This window comes from Caulobacter sp. GW821-FHT09B08, assembly GCF_059418225.1.
The window spans coordinates 155,775-173,115 of sequence record NZ_JBWKPL010000008.1; the positions used below are offsets into that span (position 1 = coordinate 155,775).

At 68.9% G+C, this 17,341-nt stretch carries 19 protein-coding genes, 1 tRNA gene and 1 pseudogene; 11 read left to right on the plus strand and 10 right to left on the minus strand.

Annotated features, from left to right (window positions below; all coding sequences use genetic code 11):
* Positions 1-85 precede the first annotated feature (85 nt).
* The 3 genes from rpsA to aroA form a co-directional block, all read right to left on the minus strand.
* Entirely contained in the window at positions 86-1,795 is a 1,710-nt protein-coding gene (gene rpsA, locus AC07OA_RS20935) for a 30S ribosomal protein S1 (RefSeq protein ID WP_494665757.1), read from the minus strand.
* 132 nt (positions 1,796-1,927) lie between these two features.
* The gene (gene cmk / locus AC07OA_RS20940) at positions 1,928-2,581 is read right to left on the minus strand and encodes a (d)CMP kinase (protein ID WP_494665758.1); all 654 of its coding nucleotides are present in this window, start codon (positions 2,579-2,581) and stop codon (positions 1,928-1,930) included.
* A gap of 3 nt (positions 2,582-2,584) precedes the next feature.
* Positions 2,585-3,928, minus strand: coding sequence for a 3-phosphoshikimate 1-carboxyvinyltransferase (gene aroA, locus AC07OA_RS20945; protein WP_494665759.1), 1,344 nt, complete (start codon positions 3,926-3,928; stop codon positions 2,585-2,587).
* Positions 3,929-4,044: 116 nt separating this feature from the next.
* On the opposite strand from aroA, the gene AC07OA_RS20950 reads away from it, so the two are divergent.
* Both AC07OA_RS20950 and AC07OA_RS20955 read left to right on the plus strand, forming a co-directional pair.
* A complete protein-coding gene (locus AC07OA_RS20950; protein WP_494665760.1) occupies positions 4,045-4,512 on the plus strand; it encodes a TIGR02300 family protein in 468 nt (155 codons plus the stop codon).
* A gap of 192 nt (positions 4,513-4,704) precedes the next feature.
* Positions 4,705-4,780, plus strand: a tRNA-Ala gene (locus AC07OA_RS20955).
* Between the two features lie 170 nt (positions 4,781-4,950).
* Here the strand turns inward: AC07OA_RS20955 and AC07OA_RS20960 are convergent.
* Positions 4,951-5,613, minus strand: a complete 663-nt coding sequence (locus tag AC07OA_RS20960) for a CDP-alcohol phosphatidyltransferase family protein (RefSeq protein ID WP_494665761.1) — start codon at positions 5,611-5,613, stop codon at positions 4,951-4,953.
* A gap of 67 nt (positions 5,614-5,680) precedes the next feature.
* Here AC07OA_RS20960 and AC07OA_RS20965 point away from each other — a divergent pair, with 67 nt between their 5' ends.
* Both AC07OA_RS20965 and AC07OA_RS20970 read left to right on the plus strand, forming a co-directional pair.
* On the plus strand, positions 5,681-6,655 hold the full coding sequence (locus AC07OA_RS20965) for a phosphatidate cytidylyltransferase (RefSeq protein ID WP_494665762.1): 975 nt from the start codon (positions 5,681-5,683) through the stop codon (positions 6,653-6,655).
* 2 nt (positions 6,656-6,657) lie between these two features.
* Positions 6,658-7,296 (plus strand): lysophospholipid acyltransferase family protein, encoded by a 639-nt coding sequence (locus tag AC07OA_RS20970; protein WP_494665763.1) that lies wholly within the window; start codon positions 6,658-6,660, stop codon positions 7,294-7,296.
* Here the strand turns inward: AC07OA_RS20970 and AC07OA_RS20975 are convergent.
* A complete protein-coding gene (locus tag AC07OA_RS20975) occupies positions 7,282-8,229 on the minus strand; it encodes a CPBP family intramembrane glutamic endopeptidase (protein ID WP_494665764.1) in 948 nt (315 codons plus the stop codon). The genes AC07OA_RS20970 and AC07OA_RS20975 overlap by 15 nt on opposite strands.
* A 134-nt stretch (positions 8,230-8,363) precedes the next feature.
* Between AC07OA_RS20975 and AC07OA_RS20980 the strand changes: the two genes are divergently transcribed.
* Both AC07OA_RS20980 and rsmD read left to right on the plus strand, forming a co-directional pair.
* On the plus strand, positions 8,364-8,993 hold the full coding sequence (locus AC07OA_RS20980) for a TMEM175 family protein (RefSeq protein WP_494665765.1): 630 nt from the start codon (positions 8,364-8,366) through the stop codon (positions 8,991-8,993).
* Positions 8,994-8,996: 3 nt separating this feature from the next.
* Entirely contained in the window at positions 8,997-9,560 is a 564-nt protein-coding gene (rsmD, locus tag AC07OA_RS20985; protein ID WP_494665766.1) for a 16S rRNA (guanine(966)-N(2))-methyltransferase RsmD, read from the plus strand.
* 118 nt (positions 9,561-9,678) lie between these two features.
* Here rsmD and AC07OA_RS20990 read toward each other — a convergent pair whose 3' ends face one another.
* The 3 genes from AC07OA_RS20990 to AC07OA_RS21000 all read right to left on the minus strand — a co-directional run bounded on the left by AC07OA_RS20990 (position 9,679) and on the right by AC07OA_RS21000 (position 12,440).
* On the minus strand, positions 9,679-11,673 hold the full coding sequence (locus tag AC07OA_RS20990) for an AsmA family protein (protein ID WP_494665767.1): 1,995 nt from the start codon (positions 11,671-11,673) through the stop codon (positions 9,679-9,681).
* A gap of 156 nt (positions 11,674-11,829) precedes the next feature.
* Entirely contained in the window at positions 11,830-11,934 is a 105-nt protein-coding gene (locus AC07OA_RS20995) for a hypothetical protein (RefSeq protein ID WP_494665768.1), read from the minus strand.
* A 92-nt stretch (positions 11,935-12,026) separates the two neighbouring features.
* Positions 12,027-12,440 carry a hypothetical protein gene (locus AC07OA_RS21000; RefSeq protein ID WP_494665769.1) on the minus strand — a complete coding sequence of 138 codons (414 nt, stop codon included), beginning with the start codon at positions 12,438-12,440 and terminating at the stop codon, positions 12,027-12,029.
* 141 nt (positions 12,441-12,581) lie between these two features.
* On the opposite strand from AC07OA_RS21000, the gene AC07OA_RS21005 reads away from it, so the two are divergent.
* The 4 genes and pseudogenes from AC07OA_RS21005 to AC07OA_RS21020 form a co-directional block, all read left to right on the plus strand.
* A complete protein-coding gene (locus tag AC07OA_RS21005) occupies positions 12,582-13,223 on the plus strand; it encodes an HAD-IA family hydrolase (protein WP_494665770.1) in 642 nt (213 codons plus the stop codon).
* A 28-nt stretch (positions 13,224-13,251) separates the two neighbouring features.
* Complete coding sequence (locus AC07OA_RS21010) at positions 13,252-13,536, plus strand: 4a-hydroxytetrahydrobiopterin dehydratase (RefSeq protein WP_494665771.1); 285 nt, start codon at positions 13,252-13,254, stop codon at positions 13,534-13,536.
* Positions 13,537-13,643: 107 nt separating this feature from the next.
* Positions 13,644-14,429, plus strand: a complete 786-nt coding sequence (locus AC07OA_RS21015; protein ID WP_494665772.1) for an SDR family oxidoreductase — start codon at positions 13,644-13,646, stop codon at positions 14,427-14,429.
* A gap of 18 nt (positions 14,430-14,447) precedes the next feature.
* Positions 14,448-14,600: pseudogene (locus tag AC07OA_RS21020) on the plus strand (hypothetical protein); the annotation flags it as partial.
* Between the two features lie 7 nt (positions 14,601-14,607).
* Here AC07OA_RS21020 and spdR read toward each other — a convergent pair.
* Complete coding sequence (spdR, locus tag AC07OA_RS21025) at positions 14,608-15,165, minus strand: stationary phase response regulator transcription factor SpdR (RefSeq protein ID WP_494665773.1); 558 nt, start codon at positions 15,163-15,165, stop codon at positions 14,608-14,610.
* An 88-nt stretch (positions 15,166-15,253) separates the two neighbouring features.
* The gene (locus AC07OA_RS21030; protein ID WP_494665774.1) at positions 15,254-16,663 is read right to left on the minus strand and encodes an ActS/PrrB/RegB family redox-sensitive histidine kinase; all 1,410 of its coding nucleotides are present in this window, start codon (positions 16,661-16,663) and stop codon (positions 15,254-15,256) included.
* 55 nt (positions 16,664-16,718) lie between these two features.
* On the opposite strand from AC07OA_RS21030, the gene AC07OA_RS21035 reads away from it, so the two are divergent.
* Positions 16,719-17,312 carry an SCO family protein gene (locus AC07OA_RS21035; protein ID WP_494665775.1) on the plus strand — a complete coding sequence of 198 codons (594 nt, stop codon included), beginning with the start codon at positions 16,719-16,721 and terminating at the stop codon, positions 17,310-17,312.
* Positions 17,313-17,341: the final 29 nt, after the last annotated feature.

A 17,341-nucleotide genomic window follows, 5' to 3' on the forward strand; every position in this document is an offset into this window, starting at 1 on the left:
AGCAACGCGCAAAGAAAACGGCGGCCGGATCGCTCCGGCCGCCGCTTCCCGTTTCTGAAGCTAATCTTCGCGAAAAGCGCGAATCTTAGTCCTTGGTGGCCCGCTCGCGCAGGGCCGCGCCGAGGATGTCGCCCAGCGAAGCGCCGGAGTCCGACGAGCCGAACTGCTCGATGGCTTCCTTCTCTTCGGCCATTTCCAGCGACTTGATCGACATCGAGACGCGGCGCGCGGCCTTGTCCACGTTGGTGATCTGAGCGTCGACGCGGTCACCCACGGCGAAGCGCTCGGGGCGCTGTTCCTGACGGTCGCGCGACAGGTCCGACTTGCGGATGAAGGCGGTCATCAGGGCGTCGTCTTCACCGAAGCGCACTTCGATGCCGCCGGTGGTGACTTCCGTCACCGTGACGGTCACGGTCTGGTTCTTGCGGTAGGTGTCGCCCGACATCGGATCGCCGCCCAGCTGCTTGATGCCCAGCGAGATGCGTTCCTTCTCGACGTCGACGTCCAGGACCTTGGCCTTGACGATGTCGCCCTTCTTGTAGCGCGACATGGCTTCTTCGCCCGAGGCGCTCCAGTCGATGTCCGACAGGTGCACCATGCCGTCGATGTCGTTGTCGAGGCCGATGAACAGACCGAATTCGGTCGCGTTCTTGACTTCGCCTTCGACGGTCGAGCCGACCGGGTGGGTTTCGAGGAACGAATCCCACGGGTTGGCCAGGGCCTGCTTCAGGCCCAGCGAAACGCGGCGCTTGGACGGATCGACGTCCAGCACGACCACGTCGACTTCCTGCGAGGTCGAGACGATCTTGCCGGGGTGGACGTTCTTCTTGGTCCACGACATTTCCGAGACGTGCACCAGGCCTTCGACGCCGGCTTCCAGCTCCACGAAGGCGCCGTAGTCGGTGATATTGGTGATGCGGCCCGTGAACTTGGCGCCGACCGGGTACTTGGCTTCCACGCCGTCCCACGGATCCGACTGCAGCTGCTTCATGCCGAGGCTGATGCGCTGGGTGTCCGGGTTGATCTTGACGATCTGGACCTTCACGGTGTCGCCCACGGCGAGCACTTGGCTCGGGTGGTTGACGCGCTTCCAGCTCATGTCGGTGACGTGCAGCAGGCCGTCGATGCCGCCCAGGTCGACGAACGCACCGTAGTCGGTGATGTTCTTGACGACGCCTTCGCGGATTTCACCCTCTTGCAGCTGCGACACCAGTTCGGTGCGCTGCTCGGCGCGGGCTTCTTCCAGGATGGCGCGACGCGAGACGACGATGTTGCCGCGCGGACGGTCCATCTTGAGGATGGCGAAGGGCTGTTCCTTGCCCATGAGCGGGCCGACGTCGCGCACCGGGCGGATGTCGACTTGCGAGCCGGGCAGGAAGGCCGAGGCGCCGCCCAGGTCGACGGTGAAGCCGCCCTTGACGCGACCGACGATGGCGCCGAGCACGGGTTCGTTCTTGGCGTAGACGCCTTCCAGACGGGTCCAGGCTTCTTCGCGCTTGGCCTTTTCGCGGCTGATGACCGCTTCGCCCAGGGCGTTTTCGAGGCGTTCCAGGAAGACTTCGACGGTGTCGCCGACCTTCACGGTGGCCTTGCCGGCTTCGTCGACGCCGAATTCCTTCAGCTGGACGCGGCCTTCGGTCTTCAGACCGACGTCGATGATCGCGAAGTCCTTCTCGATCCCGACGACCTTGCCCTTGACGACGGTGCCTTCAGCGAAGTCGCGGCCGCCCATGGAGTCGTTGAGGAGCGCTTCGAAATCGTCGCGCGTGGGGTTGAAGCTCATATCGTCAGCCATGCTGATCTTTGGTCTCTAGGTTGTGGGAAGCCCTGCGGTGAGCGCCGCCACGTGACGGTTCTCGGGATTCCAGGTGTGTGGATTTTTGATGCGAACCGGCGCTTCCTAAGCGGCGGCGAGGCGGGCGGTGGATTAGCCCTTGGGGTTTCCCCACCGGGCGCGCGCCGTCTCGACGATGCGGCGGGCCGCATCGAAGGCCTGGGATATAGTCATTTCCGACGTATCAAGCAAGACGGCGTCCGGAGCCTGCGTCATCGGCGCGTCCTTGCGGCCGCCGTCGCGCTCGTCGCGCTTTTTGATGTCGGCCAGGATCTCCTCGAAGGTCACGCCCTCGCCCTGGCCGGTCAGCTGCTTCCAGCGGCGCTCGGCGCGCACCTCGGGACGGGCCGTGACATAGAGCTTGGCTGGGGCCTCAGGGGCGATGACCGTGCCGATGTCGCGACCGTCGATCACGCTGCCGGGCTCGCGCAGGGCGAAGTCGCGCTGCAGGTCGAACAGGGCCGAGCGCACGCCCGGATGCACGGCCACGCGGCTGGCGGCCTCGCCCGCATGGCGGGTGCGGACCTCGGGCCGTTCCAGCTCCGACAGCCGCAGGCCCCGCGCGGCGGCTTCGGCGGCCACCGCGTCGTCCAGGTCGCCGTTCGCGTCCAGCAGGCGCACGCCCACGGCCCGGTACAGCAGGCCCGTGTCCAGCATCGGATAGCCGTAGAGCTCGGCCAGGCGCGAGGCGACAGTGCCCTTGCCCGAGGCGGCCGGGCCGTCGACGGCGATGACGAAGGGGACCATGGCTCAGGCCTCCTCGATGGTCCCGCCCAGGCCGCGCATCAGTTCGGCGAAGCCGGGAAAGCTAGTGGCGATCATGCCGGGCTCGTCGATCTCGACCGGCGCCTGGGCGGCCATGCCCAGGATCAGGTGGCTCATGGCGATGCGGTGATCGCCGTGGGTGATCACCTTGCCGCCGCCGCGCACCGGATGGTTGCCGCCCTTGGTCCCGACCACGGTCATGCCCTCGGGCTCTTCCTCGACCGTGACGCCGCAGGCCAGCAGGCCGGCCGCCGTCAGGGCGATGCGGTCGCTTTCCTTGACGCGCATCTCGCCGATGCCGCGCATGACGGTGGGACCGTCGGCGAAGGCCGCGGCCACGGCCAGGATCGGATACTCGTCGATCATCGCCGGGGCCCGTTCGGGCGGCACGACGACGCCCTTCATGTTCGGAGAATAGCGGGCGGTGATGTCGCCCACCTGTTCGCCGCTGGCCTCGCGGACGTTCGAGATCACGAGATCCGCGCCCATTTCCTGGAGCGTCGTGAACAGGCCCGTGCGCAGTTCGTTGAGCATCACGCCCTCGACCGTCACTTCCGAGCCCGGCACGATCAGGCCGGCCACCAGCGGGAAGGCCGCCGACGAGGGATCGCCCGGCACCGCCACGTGCGTGCCCTTCAGCTTCTGGCCGGCCGGCAGGCGGATGTGGCGGCTGGTGTGGCCGCCCTCGGCGCGGTCCTCGACGATCACCTCGGCCCCGAACGCGCGCAGCATGCGCTCGGTGTGGTCGCGGGTGGCTTCCGGCTCGATCACCTCGACGCCGCCCTCTGCGTGCAGCCCGGCCAGCAGCACGGCCGACTTCACCTGGGCCGAGGCCATCGGCAGCTTGTACGAAAGGCCCCGCAGGTTGCCGCCCTTCAGCGTCAGGGGCAGGCGGCCCTTGTCGCGGCCGAGCCAGGTGGCGCCCATGCGGGCCAGCGGGTCCAGCACCCGGCCCATCGGGCGCGAGCGCAGGGAATTGTCGCCGGTGAAGGTGGCGCAGAGCGGGAAGCCCGCCGCCGCGCCCATGATCAGGCGCACGCCGGTGCCGGCGTTGCCGCAGTCGACCACGTCCGAAGGCTCGACGAAGCCGCCCTGGCCCTCGATCCGCCAGCGGCCCACGCCCTCCTGCTCGACCCGCGCGCCGAAGCTGCGCATGGCCTCGGCGGTCGCCAGAACGTCGGCGCCCTCCAGCAGACCTTCCACCGTCGTGGTGCCCGAAGCCAGGGCGCCGAGGATCATCGAACGGTGCGAAATCGACTTGTCGCCAGGGGCCCGAACGGTTCCACGCAAGGCCGCGCCGGGCGTGCTCTTCAGTCCAGCCGTCGTCATGCCGAAACCGGCTCCTTGAACATGGTGGTTTTCGCGAGGGGTTTGCTTTTGACAGCGGCCCCTCGTCATGGCAAGTGACCGGCCGCTTTTCCCATCTGGATCAAAGGGTCGCCGCCTTGGCCAATCCCGAATTGGGCGCAAAACAAATTTGCCCCAACTGCCAATCGAAGTTTTACGATCTGAACCGTCGCCCGGCCACGTGCCCGAAGTGCGGCGAGACGTTCGATCCCGAAGAAGCCCTGAAGTCGCGTCGCGTGCGCGCCCGGGCCGTCACGCCTGACTACGACGCCGACGACGAGAAGCCGTCGGTCGCGCCGAAGGAGCAGGACGGCTACGAGGACGAGGTCGACGAGACCCCCGAAATCGACGAAGCCGCCGAGGAAGTCGTCGAGGCCGACGACGACGACACCGATCCCACCGCGGCTCCGGCCCCGGGCGGCGACGACCTGGGCGTCGACTTCTCGGAAGACGACGAGCTGGCCGAAGAGGACGACGCCGACGTTCCGTTCCTCGAGGACGAAGACGACGAAGACGTCCTGGACGACGAAATCGAAGGCCTGCCGGGCGCGGACGACGACGACTGATCTCGTCCGGGTTCGCCGGAAAATCTTCACCGAACAGCGGTCGAAAAATTTTCCGAAAAAAGTTCGCCGGGAGGGTTGATCCAAAAATCCTCCCGGCATAGGTTCCGCGCCTCTTCGGGGGCCACCCACTCGGAACCGCCGGAGAGACTGAGGAATTCTCAAGTGACCCACCGGGAAACTTGAGCAAACCTTGGGGCTATAGCTCAGCTGGTAGAGCGCTTGAATGGCATTCAAGAGGTCAGCGGTTCGACTCCGCTTAGCTCCACCAAAACGGCCGCTTCCCTAAAGGGAGCGGCCGTTTCCATTTCCGGCGCCCGCCTGAACGGCGCCGCGACCTCCCAGACAAAAAACGACTTCCGGCTGCGCCTGGGCCTGGCGAAGGGCTGCAAGCCGCCCGCCGCCCCGCAGAACGTCAGCCTGCCGGCGGCGCCCAAGGCGCTAGCCACGCAGCCCCGCCGCCAGGTTGCGGGTGCGGCGGATCACCGTGACCAGGCCGCCAGCCGCGATCACCAGCAGGCCGCACAGCAGCATCTGGCCATCGCCGCCCCACAGGGGCTCGAACATCGAGACCAGGCAGAAGGCCGTCAGGGTCGCCATGCGCTGTTGCTTGGCCATGGGGCCGGAGAAGTCGGCGGGGCGTCCCAGGCCTCGTCCCAGTTCGCGGACATAGGCGGTCAGCACCGCCAGCACCGCGGCGATCCATCCGAGGGTCGCGCCGCCGGCCAGGCCCGCCGCCTGGACGCCGTAACCGGTCCCGGCCAGCAGCAGTACGTCCGACACCCGGTCGGGCAGTTCGTTCCAGATGGGTCCGGCCGGTCCCGCCCGGCCGTGCTCGACCGCCACCAGCCCGTCCAGCAGGTTGCACAGCAGCCGCGCCTGGATGCAGGCCGCCGCCAGCAGCAGGGCCAGCGCCCGCGCCAGCCAGCCGTCCATCGCCCCGGCCGTCATGACCAGGGCCGCGCCCAGGGCGGCGAAGGCCACGCCCATGGCCGAGATCGTGTCCGGCCCGACCTTGGCGGCGGCCAGACGGGCGGCCGCGCGCCTGGCGAAGGCGGCGTCGCGCACCTTCAGCGGGCGGCGGTTGTCGGGATCGTCGGCCATGCGGCGCTCCTGTGGTCGGAAACCAGAACTAGGCTATAGCTGAACACGCTGCATGGGCAGGAGCCGCATGGATCTCGTCGCCGCCGTTCGCGCCTTCTTCGCCGCCCAGCCGCCCGTGCTGCTGCTGGGCCTGGCCGGCGTGGTCGCCCTGCTGAGCGTGGCCGGGGCCATCGCCACGGTGCTGACGGCGCTCAAGCCCGGCGAGGCCCACCGCGAGCTGCGCCAGCGGATCGCTAGCTGGTGGGTGATGGTCGCCCTGCTGGCCGGCGCCCTGCTCCTGGGCTGGCAGGCCACGGTGGCGGTCTTCGCCCTGGTCTCGTTCATGGCCCTGCGCGAGTTCCTGTCCCTGGCCCCGATCCGCAAGGAGGACCGCCCCGCGATCCTGGCGGCCTATCTGATCCTGGTCGCGGCCTACGGCTTCATCGTGGCCGACCGCTACATGTTCTACCTGGTGTTCATCCCGGTCTGGACCTTCCTGGGCCTGCCGTTCCTGATGGCCATGCTGGGCCAGACGCGGGGCTTCCTGACCACCGCCGCCACCTTCCACTGGGGCCTGGTGACCTGCGTCTACAACCTGGGTTTCGCCGCCTTCCTGATGCGCGCGCCCGACACCGAGACGCTGCCCGCCGGGGCGGCCGGCCTGGTGTTCTTCCTGCTGCTGTTCACCGAGTTCAACGACGTGGCCCAGTACGTGGTCGGCAAGCTGATCGGCCGCCGCAAGATCGCCCCCACCGTCAGCCCCAACAAGACCTGGGAGGGCTTCCTGGGCGGCTGGCTGGCCACGGGCCTGCTGATCTGGTTCGTCGGGCCGGTGTTCACGCCCCTGGCGGGCCACGGCCTGCTGATCGTCGCCCTGGCCCTGCCGGTGGCCGGCTTCGCGGGCGACGTGACCATGAGCGCGGTCAAGCGCGACATCGGGGTCAAGGACACCAGCCACGCCATCCCCGGCCACGGCGGGGTGCTGGACCGGTTCGACAGCCTGACCTTCACCGCCCCGCTCTATTTCCACCTGCTGGCGCTGTTCGCGCTGAAAAAGTTCTGAGCGTGGGCTGGCCGCGCCTCCTGCTGCTGGTGCTGGTGGCCCGGCCGCTGGCCCTGTTCCTGACCGGGGCCGACGTCACCGGCCGCGAGCATCTGCCGTTGAAGGGCCCGGCCATCGTGGCGGCCAACCATTCCAGCCACATGGACACCCTGCTGCTGCTGACCATCTTCCCCGCCCGCGCCGTGGCCCGGGTGCGGCCGGTGGCGGCGGCCGACTATTTCCTGCGCGACCCGGTGATCGGCTGGTTCTCGCGGCGGGTGATCGGCATCGTGCCGGTGGCGCGGATGAAAGCGGGAACCGGTGAAGACGTCCTGGCCCCGGCCCGCGAGGCCCTGGCGGCCGGCGACATCGTGGTGGTCTTCCCCGAGGGCACGCGCGGCGACGGCGACGAGCTGGGCCGGCTGAAGAGCGGCGTGGCGCGCCTGGCCGAGGCCTTTCCCGAGGCGTCCGTCACCCCGGTCTGGATCCAGGGCGCCGGCCGCGTCCTGCCCAAGGGCGAGGCGATCCCCGCGCCCCTGAACTGCGCGGTGCTGGCGGGTCCGCCCCTGGCGTGGACGGGCGACCGCCACGGCTTCATGGCCGACCTGCGCGAGGCCCTGCTGGCCCTGAAGGCCCAGGCCCCGCCCCTACGCTGGTCCTAGCGCCGGGATCCGCGCCCAGCGCCGCAACGGCGCCCAGCGGGCGGCGAGCTCGGCCATGGCTACGTAGCCGGCCAGCATCAGCGGCGCGACCACCAGGGTCTCGGGCGGGAAGGGATGGGGCGCGTCCGGCTTCAGCGACATCGGCTGGACCAGCAGCAGGATCAGGATGTTGTTGGCCGCGTGGGCGCCGATGGCGAACTCGATCCCGCCCAGCCGCAGGGTCATCCAGGCCAGGCCGATCCCCATGGCCAGGCGCACCAGGAAGGCGTCCAGGTTCGGGTCGAAATGGATGGCCGAGAACAGCACGCCGCTGACCACCAGCACCACGCGCGGATCGCTCAGAAAGGCGCCGGACGCCTTCAGCAGCCAGCCGCGGAACACCAGCTCCTCGGCCGCGGCGGCGACCAGCAGCAGCGCCACGACCATCACCGCATAGGCCAGCCGTCCGGCCAGGTGGGGGCTGATCGCCAGGATCGGCGCGCCCGGCGCCTTGGGGTCGAGCGCGGCCGAGGCCAGCAGCAGCGGCCCGATCACCACCGCGAACAGGCCAAGGCCCAGCAGCATAAGCTCCCAGCGGAAGCGGGGGGCGGCGGTGAAATAGCTGCTCAGGCGGCGACGATGCAGCACGGCGGCCACGCCGACGAAGGCCAGGGCCATGGCGCCGTTGGCTGCGGCCAGCAGGCCCAGCACGAAACCGACCTGGGTCAGGGTGGCGGGGGTCTCGGCGCGCCCGATCCGCGCCATCAGGTCCTCGGCCAGGGCGCTTCCGCCGCCGACCACGAAGCCCAGATAGACCACGATGCCGCCGATCAGGGCCGCCAGGATAGCGGCGATCACGCCGACCGGCAGGGTCAGAACCAGCCGCCCGACCCGGCGGTCGTCCGCCGTCAGGTCCGCCAGGAACGGCGACCGTCGAAGCTCTGCTGGCGCCATGGTTCCCGATCCAATCCCTGGCGCATCGCTAGGCGTTCGCGCCGCCGCGCGCAAGACGTCGCCGCGATACGCCATGCACGACTTGCCCCGCCCGCCCGCACACGGCACACATCGCATCGAAAAGTGGGGCGCGTATGACCAAAGACATCACCGACAAGGAACACCAGCACCTTCACCGCCTGATCCTGTTCTCGGACGCGGTGTTCGCGATCGCCATCACCCTGCTGGCCATCGAGATCCATCCGCCCGAGCATTGGCATGGCGTGGCGGACCTGTTCGGCCAGATGCAGCACAAGCTGCTGGCGTATGCGGTCAGCTTCGGCGTGATCGGCATCTATTGGATCAGCCACCGCCGCACCTTCTCGCGCCTGCGCAAGGCCGACGGCGCGCTGGACGTGCTGAACCTGGTGATGCTGGGCCTGCTGGCCCTGCTGCCCCTGGGCACGGAACTCCTGTGGGAGCAGGGCACGGCCCCGTCGATCTTCGTCTATGTCGGTCTGGTGACCTCCATCGGCGTGGCCCACGCGGCGGCCTGGGCCTATGCGGCCTTCATCGGCAAGCTGGCCGAGCCCATGCCGACGATCGAGAAGCTGTACGTCCTGCTGCGCGTGGCCCTGCTGCCCGGCCTGATGTGCAGCCTGACCTTCTTCAGCCTGGTCACCCGCACGCCCTGGGGCTGGGCAGGCATGGCCGTAGTCGTGGGGGCGCTGTCGTTCATCAACCGCCTGATGAAGCGGGCCAAGCTCGCCATCGCCGAGGACTGAGCCTTGCGCATCGTCTCGGGCCAGTATCGCGGCAAGGCCATCGCCACCCCGCCGGGCGACACCACCCGTCCCACCTCCGACCGCGCCCGCCAGGCGGTGTTCAACATCCTGGAACACGCCGCCTGGGCCCCGGAACTGCACGGGGCGCGGGTGATCGACCTGTTCGCCGGCTCCGGCGCCCTGGGCTTCGAAGCGATCTCGCGCGGGGCGGCCTTCTGCCTGTTCGTCGAGACCGACGACGCCGCGCGCGGGGCGATCCGCCAGAACGTCGACGCCTTCGGCCTGTTCGGCCACACCAAGGTGCACCGCCGCGACGCCACCGACCTGGGCGCCATCCCGGCCAGCGCCGGCAAGCCCTTCGACATCGCCTTCCTGGACCCGCCCTACGCCAAGGGCCTGGGCGAAAAGGCGATGGCCCAGCTGGTCGCCGGCGGCTGGCTTAACCCCGGCGCCGTCGTCATGTTCGAACGCGGCCGCGACGAGCCCGACCCGGCGCCGGAGGGCTTCGAGCGGCTCGACGCGCGGGAGTATGGGGCGGCGAAGGTGTTCTTCTTCCGGCTGGCCTGAACCACCCGTCACTCCCGTCATCCCCGCCTTGTGCCCCGGATGACGTTGGTCTGGAGGCGCCGCCGCGGCCACGGCTGGGGACACACCCATGGGTGTGTCCCCGACAGCGGGCTCGGACCTACTTCTTCGCTTTCGCGGCCGTGGTCTGGCTCACCTTCACCGGAGCCCCGTCGCTGCGGGCCTCGGCGACCAGGCTGGCGCAGTCGGCGTCCTTGGCCTCGCCGCCGGTGACGAAGGGCAGGATGGCGGCCAGCGGCGTGACCAGCGCGCCCAGCGCCGCGGCGACGCCGCCCTGGGCCACGGCCCCGCCGGTCTCCAGACCCATCTTGGGCGCCATGAACGGCCCCTTGATGGTGATCGGGATGAACAGACGCACCAGGCGCGGCTTCTTGCTGTCGCCGTCGATCTTCAGGTCCAGTCGCTCGTTCTCCAGGTCGATGGTCCCCTTGCCGCGCGCCAGCACCACGCCGGTGTCGGCGACGATCTGGTTGGAGCGCATCACGCCGTCCTTGACCGTGAAGTCGGCCACGGCGCAGCGGACGCTGGTCTCCTTGTTGCTCTTGCTCAGCAGCAGGAGCAGGCCCTTGGAGGCGTTGACGCCCAGCAGTTCGGCGAAGGCCTGGCGGATCTCGCCCTTGGGCGAGACCACCGTCACCTGACCGTTGGCCGTGGAGGCGGCGCGGTGCACCGAATTGCCGTAGCCGGTCAGCTTGGCCCGGGCCATCACCCCGCCCTCGATGGCCGGCTTGCCGTCGTTCCTGATGGTGATGAAGTCCTCGAGCTTGGCGTTGGTCAGGCGCATGTCCAGATCCGTGCGCGGCACCTTGGGATTGGCGTCCAGCCGCACCTTTCCGGCCAGATCCCCGCGCGAGAAGGTGAAGGCGATGGGGTCCATGGTCAGCACGCCCTTCTCCAGCGTCAGGTCCAGCCGGACCTTCTTGAGGGGGAGGTTGGGCGCGTTGACCGCCAGGGCGCGGTACTTGACCTTGGCGTCCATGGCCTTGACGCGGTCGACCTGCAGGGTGGCGTCGGGCAGCAGCCGCTGGGTGGCGTCGCGCTGGGCGGCCTCGACCTTCTGGCCGGCCGAGGCGGTCTCGCCCCGGCCCGTGGCGGGGGCGGCGCCGACCAGGCTGCCCAGGTCGTCGAAGTCCAGCCGCTTGGACTGCAGGTCGGCCTCCAGATAGGGCCGGTCCTTGCCGGTCAGCACGAAGAGGTCGCCCGAGACGTCGCTGTCGCCGATGCGACCGTTCAGCTTGTTGAAGTCGAACCGGCCGCCCTTGCGGGTCAGCGCCCCGCTGATCCTGTAGGGCGGGGTGTTGGGCAGGGTCAGGCCCGTCAGGGCGTAGAGGCGGTTCAGGTCGGGACCGGCGACGCTGAGCTGGGTCTCGAAGCGGCCCAGGTCGAAGGGCTTGGTGATGTCGCCCTTGGCGGTGATGTGGGTCGAGCCGGCGTCGACCTTGGCGTCGAACGGATAGGGCTGATCGGGCGAGATGTTCAGCAGCGGGCCGCCGGTGACCAGGGCGGTGAACGGCGAGCGGTTCAGCTGGCCCTTGCCCTCCAGCACGAACTTGCCCTGGCCGTCGCCCGTGGCGTGCTCGTTGGAGCTGACCGTGCCCAGGAAGAAGATGTCGCGCTGCAGGTCGGCGTAGCGCAGCTGGCCGTCGTTGATGATGAAGTGCTGGATGGCCGGCAGCTTCAGCGGCTTCTTGGGGGCGTTGGGATCGCCGAACGCCCAGTTGGCCTTGCCGCCGGGCTCGCGCAGCAGCTTTACGTCGGGACGGTCCACCGCCAGCAGCGGCATGATCACGTCGCCCTTCAGCAGGGGCAGCAGCTTGATCTGCACGGCGATGCGGTCGACCTTGGCCATGGGCACGCCCGCGGGCGAGCCCTTGGGATCGGCCTTGGCCGCCCAGTCGGGTTGGGCGATGCGCACGCTATAGGCCTCGGCCTTGGGCGAGAACGACCAGGGATGGACACGCAGGTCGCCCTCGATCACCACCTCGCGGTCCAGCCGCGCCGAGGCCAGCCGTCCGACCGGGCCGCGGAACCAGTTCCAGTCGAAGATGACCAGGAAGACGACGATGGCCGCCGTCAGCAGGATCGCGCCGGCCATGCCCCAGCGCGCGCCCGGCGGCAGGCCGCGAAGGCGCGTCAGGAAGCTTGGGGGCGGATTGGGCGCGAGAGTCGACAGGGCGGAACCTCCGGATACCCGTCCACAACGCGCGGACGGGGTCCTTATGTTCCGAAACCGGACTCTCGCGGGCCGGTGCTAGTAGACCAGCTTCAGGCTGCCCACGGCGATGGCGGCCACCACGAAGGCGACGATCGCGGCGATTTCATAGCCCTTGAAGAGCGGCTTGTTCGGCGTACGCATGAATTACTTTCCCCCTGTCCCGGAATGGTGCGTCCAGTCCCCACCGACGCAACCTCCGGGCCAAAAACACGAGTCGTTACGGCAGCTTGCCCCTATGGACGCTTGCCTGGCCAGACCAGGAAGCCGTCCGCGTCGCGACCGGCGACGCGGTAGATCGGATAGCCACGATAGGGGTCCCACTGTCCGTCGGAATCCCGACTCCAGCCGCCGTATCGGTCGCCGCGCAGACCATCTGCCCGTGGGCGGTCCTCGACCTGCAACGGCCGGCGGCCGTAGCCCCAGCGGTCGAAGTCGCTCCAGCCGCTCTGGCCGGCGCATTCGATGCGCTCCCAGCGATAGGCGCCGCCCGGGCCGGTGACCCGCCGCGTGACGCACTCGCCCGGCCGGGTGTCCGGCGGCAGCTGCTGGGGATCCAGATAGAGGCCCGGCCGGTCCTGCGCGTGAAGCGCCGATCCGGCCATCAGGCCGGCGGCGAGAACGAGCAAGGACAGGACGCGTCGGGTCATGGCGAAAACTCCAGAAGGTTAACAAGCCAGAGCCCGGGCCGCCTTGCGTGCGGTTTCACCCTTCACGCGAGCGTGACCATGACGATTGCCAGAGCCGCGCGAGCGGCCTAGCCTGGATCAAACAGTTGTTTGAGGGGGCGCATGGCCATCGAGGCGGTGATCTGGGACTTCGGCGGGGTGTTCACGACCTCGCCGTTCGAGGCCTTCCGGCGCTACGAGGCCGAACGCGGCCTGCCCCAGGACTTCATCCGCCGGGTCAACGCCGCCGACCCCGACGCCAACGCCTGGGCCCTGTTCGAGCGCAACGAGATCGACGCGGCGGCCTTCGACGCCATGTTCCTGGAGGAGGCCACGCGGCTGGGCCATCCGGTGCGCGGGGCTGACGTGCTGCCGCTGCTCTCGGGCGACGTGCGGCCACGGGTGGTGGCGGCGCTGGCGGCCTGCAAGACGCGGTTCAAGGTGGGCTGCATCACCAACAACGTGGTCACCGGCCACGGCACGGGCATGGCCGGCTCGGCGGAGAAGGCCCAGGCCATCGCCGGGATCTTCGAGCAGTTCGACGCGGTGATCGAAAGCTCCAAGGCGGGCGTAAGGAAGCCCGATCCGCGCATCTATCAAATGATGTGCGAGTTGATCGGGGTGGCGCCGGAAGCCTGCGTCTATCTCGACGACCTGGGGATCAACTGCAAGCCGGCCGCGGCCCTGGGCATGACCGCCATCAAGGTCTCGACCGAGGACCAGCTCTTGGAAGACCTTGCGGCGGCGACCGGATTGGCGTTCTGAAGGATCAGTCCGCTTTCAGGAGCCCGCCATGTCCCGCCCCGCCAAGATCGGCGCCGCCGCCGCCCTTTCCCAGCTGCAGGGCTGGACCGCCGTGTCCGACAAGGACGCGATCAGCAAGACCTTCAAGTTCGACGACTTCAACGCGGCCTTCGGGTTCATGACCCGCGTGGCCCTGAAGGCCGACGTGCTGGACCATCACCCGGAGTGGTTCAACGTCTACAACCGGGTCGAGGTGGTGCTGACCACCCACGACGCCGACGGGGTCAGCGAGCTGGACGTGACGATGGCGAAGTTCATGGATTCGGTAGCTTAAGGGCGCCGCGACGCCCCCTCCGCCCGCTTCGCGGACACCTCCCCCGTTGCACGGGGGAGGAGGACAGTTCAAACTATCGTTTGAATTATAATCGGGAGGACGCCGAAATGGCGCAGAGCACGGGCCGGGTCGCCGGCAAGAAGGCCTTCATCACCGGCGGGGCCCAAGGCCTGGGCGCGGCGGCCGCGCGACGGCTCGCCGAAGAGGGCGCCAAGGTCAGCCTGGCCGACATCAACTTCGCCGGAGCCCAAGCGGTCGCCGACGAGATCAACGCCGCCCACGGCGCGGGCACGGCCTTCGCCTTCGAACTGGACGTCACCCAGGAAGACCAGTGGATCCAGGCCCTGGAAAAGGCCGACGCGGCCATGGGCGGCATCTCGGTGCTGCTCAACAACGCCGGCGTGGCGGGCGACAAGCCGCTGGAGCAGATGGAGTTCGATCTCTGGAAGAAGATCATGTCGATCAATGTCGACAGCGTCTTCCTGGGAGCCAAGCACGCCCTGAAATACATGCGCGCCCATCAGCCGGGCTCGATCATCAACATCAGCTCGATCGCCGGCCTGATCGCCAACCACAACTCGCCCGCCTACAACGCCTCCAAGGCCGGGGTCTGGCTGCTGAGCAAGAACATCGGCCTCTACTGCGCCAAGATGGGGCTGGATATCCGGTCCAACTCGATCCACCCGACCTTCGTCGACACCCCGATCCTGGACCCGCTGAGCCAGCGCCTGGGCAAGGAAGAGGCCCACGCCAAGCTGGGTCGGCAGATCCCCCTGGGCCACATCGGCGAACCCAACGACATCGCCAACGCCGTGCTGTACCTGGCCAGCGACGAGAGCAAGTTCATGACCGGCGCCGAGCTGAAGCTGGACGGCGGCATCTCGGCGATGTGAGGAACGCCCCTTCTCCCCTTGCGGGAGAAGGTGTCGGCGAAGCCGACGGATGAGGGGTCTCTCAAGCGGAAAACGCCGCGACCGGCCTTGAGGCTGGTCGCGGCGTTTCTGTTCTTCAACCCCTCACCCGACCTCCTTCGGAGGCCACCCTCTCCCGCAAGGGGAGAGGGATTTGAGATCAGCGCGGCGCCCGCTTGGCCAGGATCCGCTGCAGGGTGCGACGGTGCATGTTCAGCCGCCGGGCCGTCTCCGAGACGTTGTGGCCGCACATCTCGTAGACCCGCTGGATATGTTCCCAGCGCACGCGGTCGGCGCTCATCGGGTTTTCAGGGGGGGCGGGGGCGGCGTCCTTGGCGGCCAGCAGGGCGCGGGCCACGTCGTCGGCGTCGGCCGGCTTGGAGAGGTAGTCGATGACCCCGGCCTTCACCGCCGCCACGGCGGTGGCGATGTTGCCGTAGCCGGTCAGCATGATCACCTTGGCGTCGGGCCGCGCGTCGCGCACCGCCTCGACCACCTTCAGCCCCGTGCCGTCCTCCAGCCGCATGTCGAGCACGGCGTGGGCGGGCGCGTGACTTCGCAGCGAACTCATCGCTTCAGCGACCGAGGCGCAAAGCGTCACCGCAAATCCTCGCTGCTCCAGCGCTCGACCCAGTCGCGTCCGCAGCGGCGCGTCGTCGTCAAGAAGAAGCAGGGACTTGTCGGGCAAAGCCGCGACCATTTCACCGATATCCGCCATGAAATTCAGCGCCTCCCCGCGCCAACACTCAACTGGGCTTCGAGTAAGCCATCTTGTTGCCCAAATTCGAAGGACCGCAAGTGTTTCATTACAGTTCGCTTGCTCCAACCATGGCCGGCGCTTCCAGGGCCGACCTCGGCCAGCGCGCCGCGACCACCGCGCCGCCGCGCCGTCCGTTCTTGAAATCCACGGTGGCGCCGGTTCGTTCCAACAACGTCTTGGCGATGAAGAAGCCCAGGCCCATGCCGATGTGGCCGGTGCGCGATCCCTCCGCCCCCGGACGCGAGGTGACATAGGGCTCGCCCAGCTTGGCCAGGATCTCGGGCGAGAAGCCGGGACCGTCGTCGCGCACCTCGATCACCACCGCCCGCGTGTCGAACCGGGCGATGACGATCACCTCGGCCCGGGCGAAGTCGACGGCGTTCTCGACGATGGTGGTCAGGGCGTGGAGAATCTCGGCCCGCCGCCAGATGTCGGGGGCGGAATCGCCGGGCGGACCGTTGACCACGGCCTCCACCCGGATGCCGTGGATCATGTGCGGCTCGATCACCTCGTGCACCAGCTGGACCAGGCTGATGCGCTCGTGCACCGCGTCCTTGGCCTCGGGCATCTCGGTCAGGCGGGCCAGGATCTCGCGGCAGCGGGCGGCCTGGCCGATCATCAGCTCGGCGTCCTCGCGGGTCTGCTCGTCCGGCGCGTTGCGGATCATCTCGCGGGCCACGACCGAGATGGTGGCCAGGGGCGTGCCCAGCTCGTGGGCGGCGGCGGCGGCCAGGGCGCCCAGGGCCGACAGGCGCTGCTCGCGGGCCAGCACCGTCTCGGTGACGTTGAGCGCCAGCTCCATCCGCGCCGACTCCGTGGCCGCCTGCCAGGCATAGGCCCCGGTCACGGCGATCCCCAGCACGCGCGAGGCCACGATGGTCATCATGGTCAGGGCGCCGGGCATGGGCGGCGGCCCCGCCGCCGGCCGATAGGGCAGGGGCATGTAGACGAAGGCCAGCACCAGGCAGCAGGCCACCGCCAGGGCCCCCAGCCCCAGGGCGAAGCGCGCCGGCAGGGTGGCGGCCGCCAGGGTCACCGGGGCGATGATCAGCAAGGAGAACGGATTGATGATGCCGCCGGTCAGGTACAGCATCCCGGCCAGCTGCACGATGTCGAAGGCGATCTGGGCGGTGGCCTCGCCCTCGCGCGCCATCCGCTGGCCGCCGAAGGCCAGGCTGATCAGCACGTTCACCCAGGCCGACGCGGCGATCAGCGCGAAACACAGGCCGTAGGGCACCTGCAGGTCCAGCACCACCCCGGCCAGGAGCACGGCGATCGTCTGGCCGGCCACCATCAGCCAGCGCTGGGCGATCAGGGTGCGGAGCCTCAGGCGTCCGCGACGGAGCCCTGGTCCGGCCCAGGACCAGTCCTCGTCTTGCGCCGCCTCCCCGTCAGGCTTATCGAGCCCCGGACGAGGCGAACTGTGCGGCGCATTCTTCAGAGACGCGTCTGCCATGTCGCACCATAAGGCCAGAGCTTCCCGTCTGGCGAGAGCGAAAGGTCAAACGCCCATGCCCCGTAACCGGTTGATCGCCATTTTCGCCGGCCTGGGCGCCGTCGTCCTGGCCGGCCTCCTGATCTTCCGGGCCGGCGTCTTCGCGCCCGCCCCCGCCCCGTCCCTGGTGGGCGGCCCCTTCCAGCTGGTCGACCAGAACGGCAAGCCGACCACCGAAGAGACACTGAAGGGCCAGTGGCACGCGGTGTTCTTCGGCTTCACCTACTGCCCCGACGTCTGCCCCGGCACCCTGCAGGCCCTGGCCGCCGCCAGCGACCAGCTGGGTCCCAAGGCCAAGGACCTGAAGATAATCTTCATCTCGGTCGATCCGGGCCGCGACAATCCCGAACAGGTGAAGGCCTTCCTGTCGGGCGACAACCTGCCCAGGAACATCCTGGGCCTGACCGGCACGCCGGAGCAGACCGCCGCCGCCGCCAAGGCCTATCGCGTCTACTACAAGACCGTCGGCGAAGGCCCGGGCTACAGCGTCGACCATTCCACGGCCATCTATCTGATGGATCCCAAGGGCCGCTTCAGCAAGGTGATCGCCTACAACCTGCCGCCCGAGGAGATCGCGCGCCAGATCAAGGACGCCATGGCCGGAAACTAGGCGGCGAAGGGTCCGGGACGGCCCCGCGA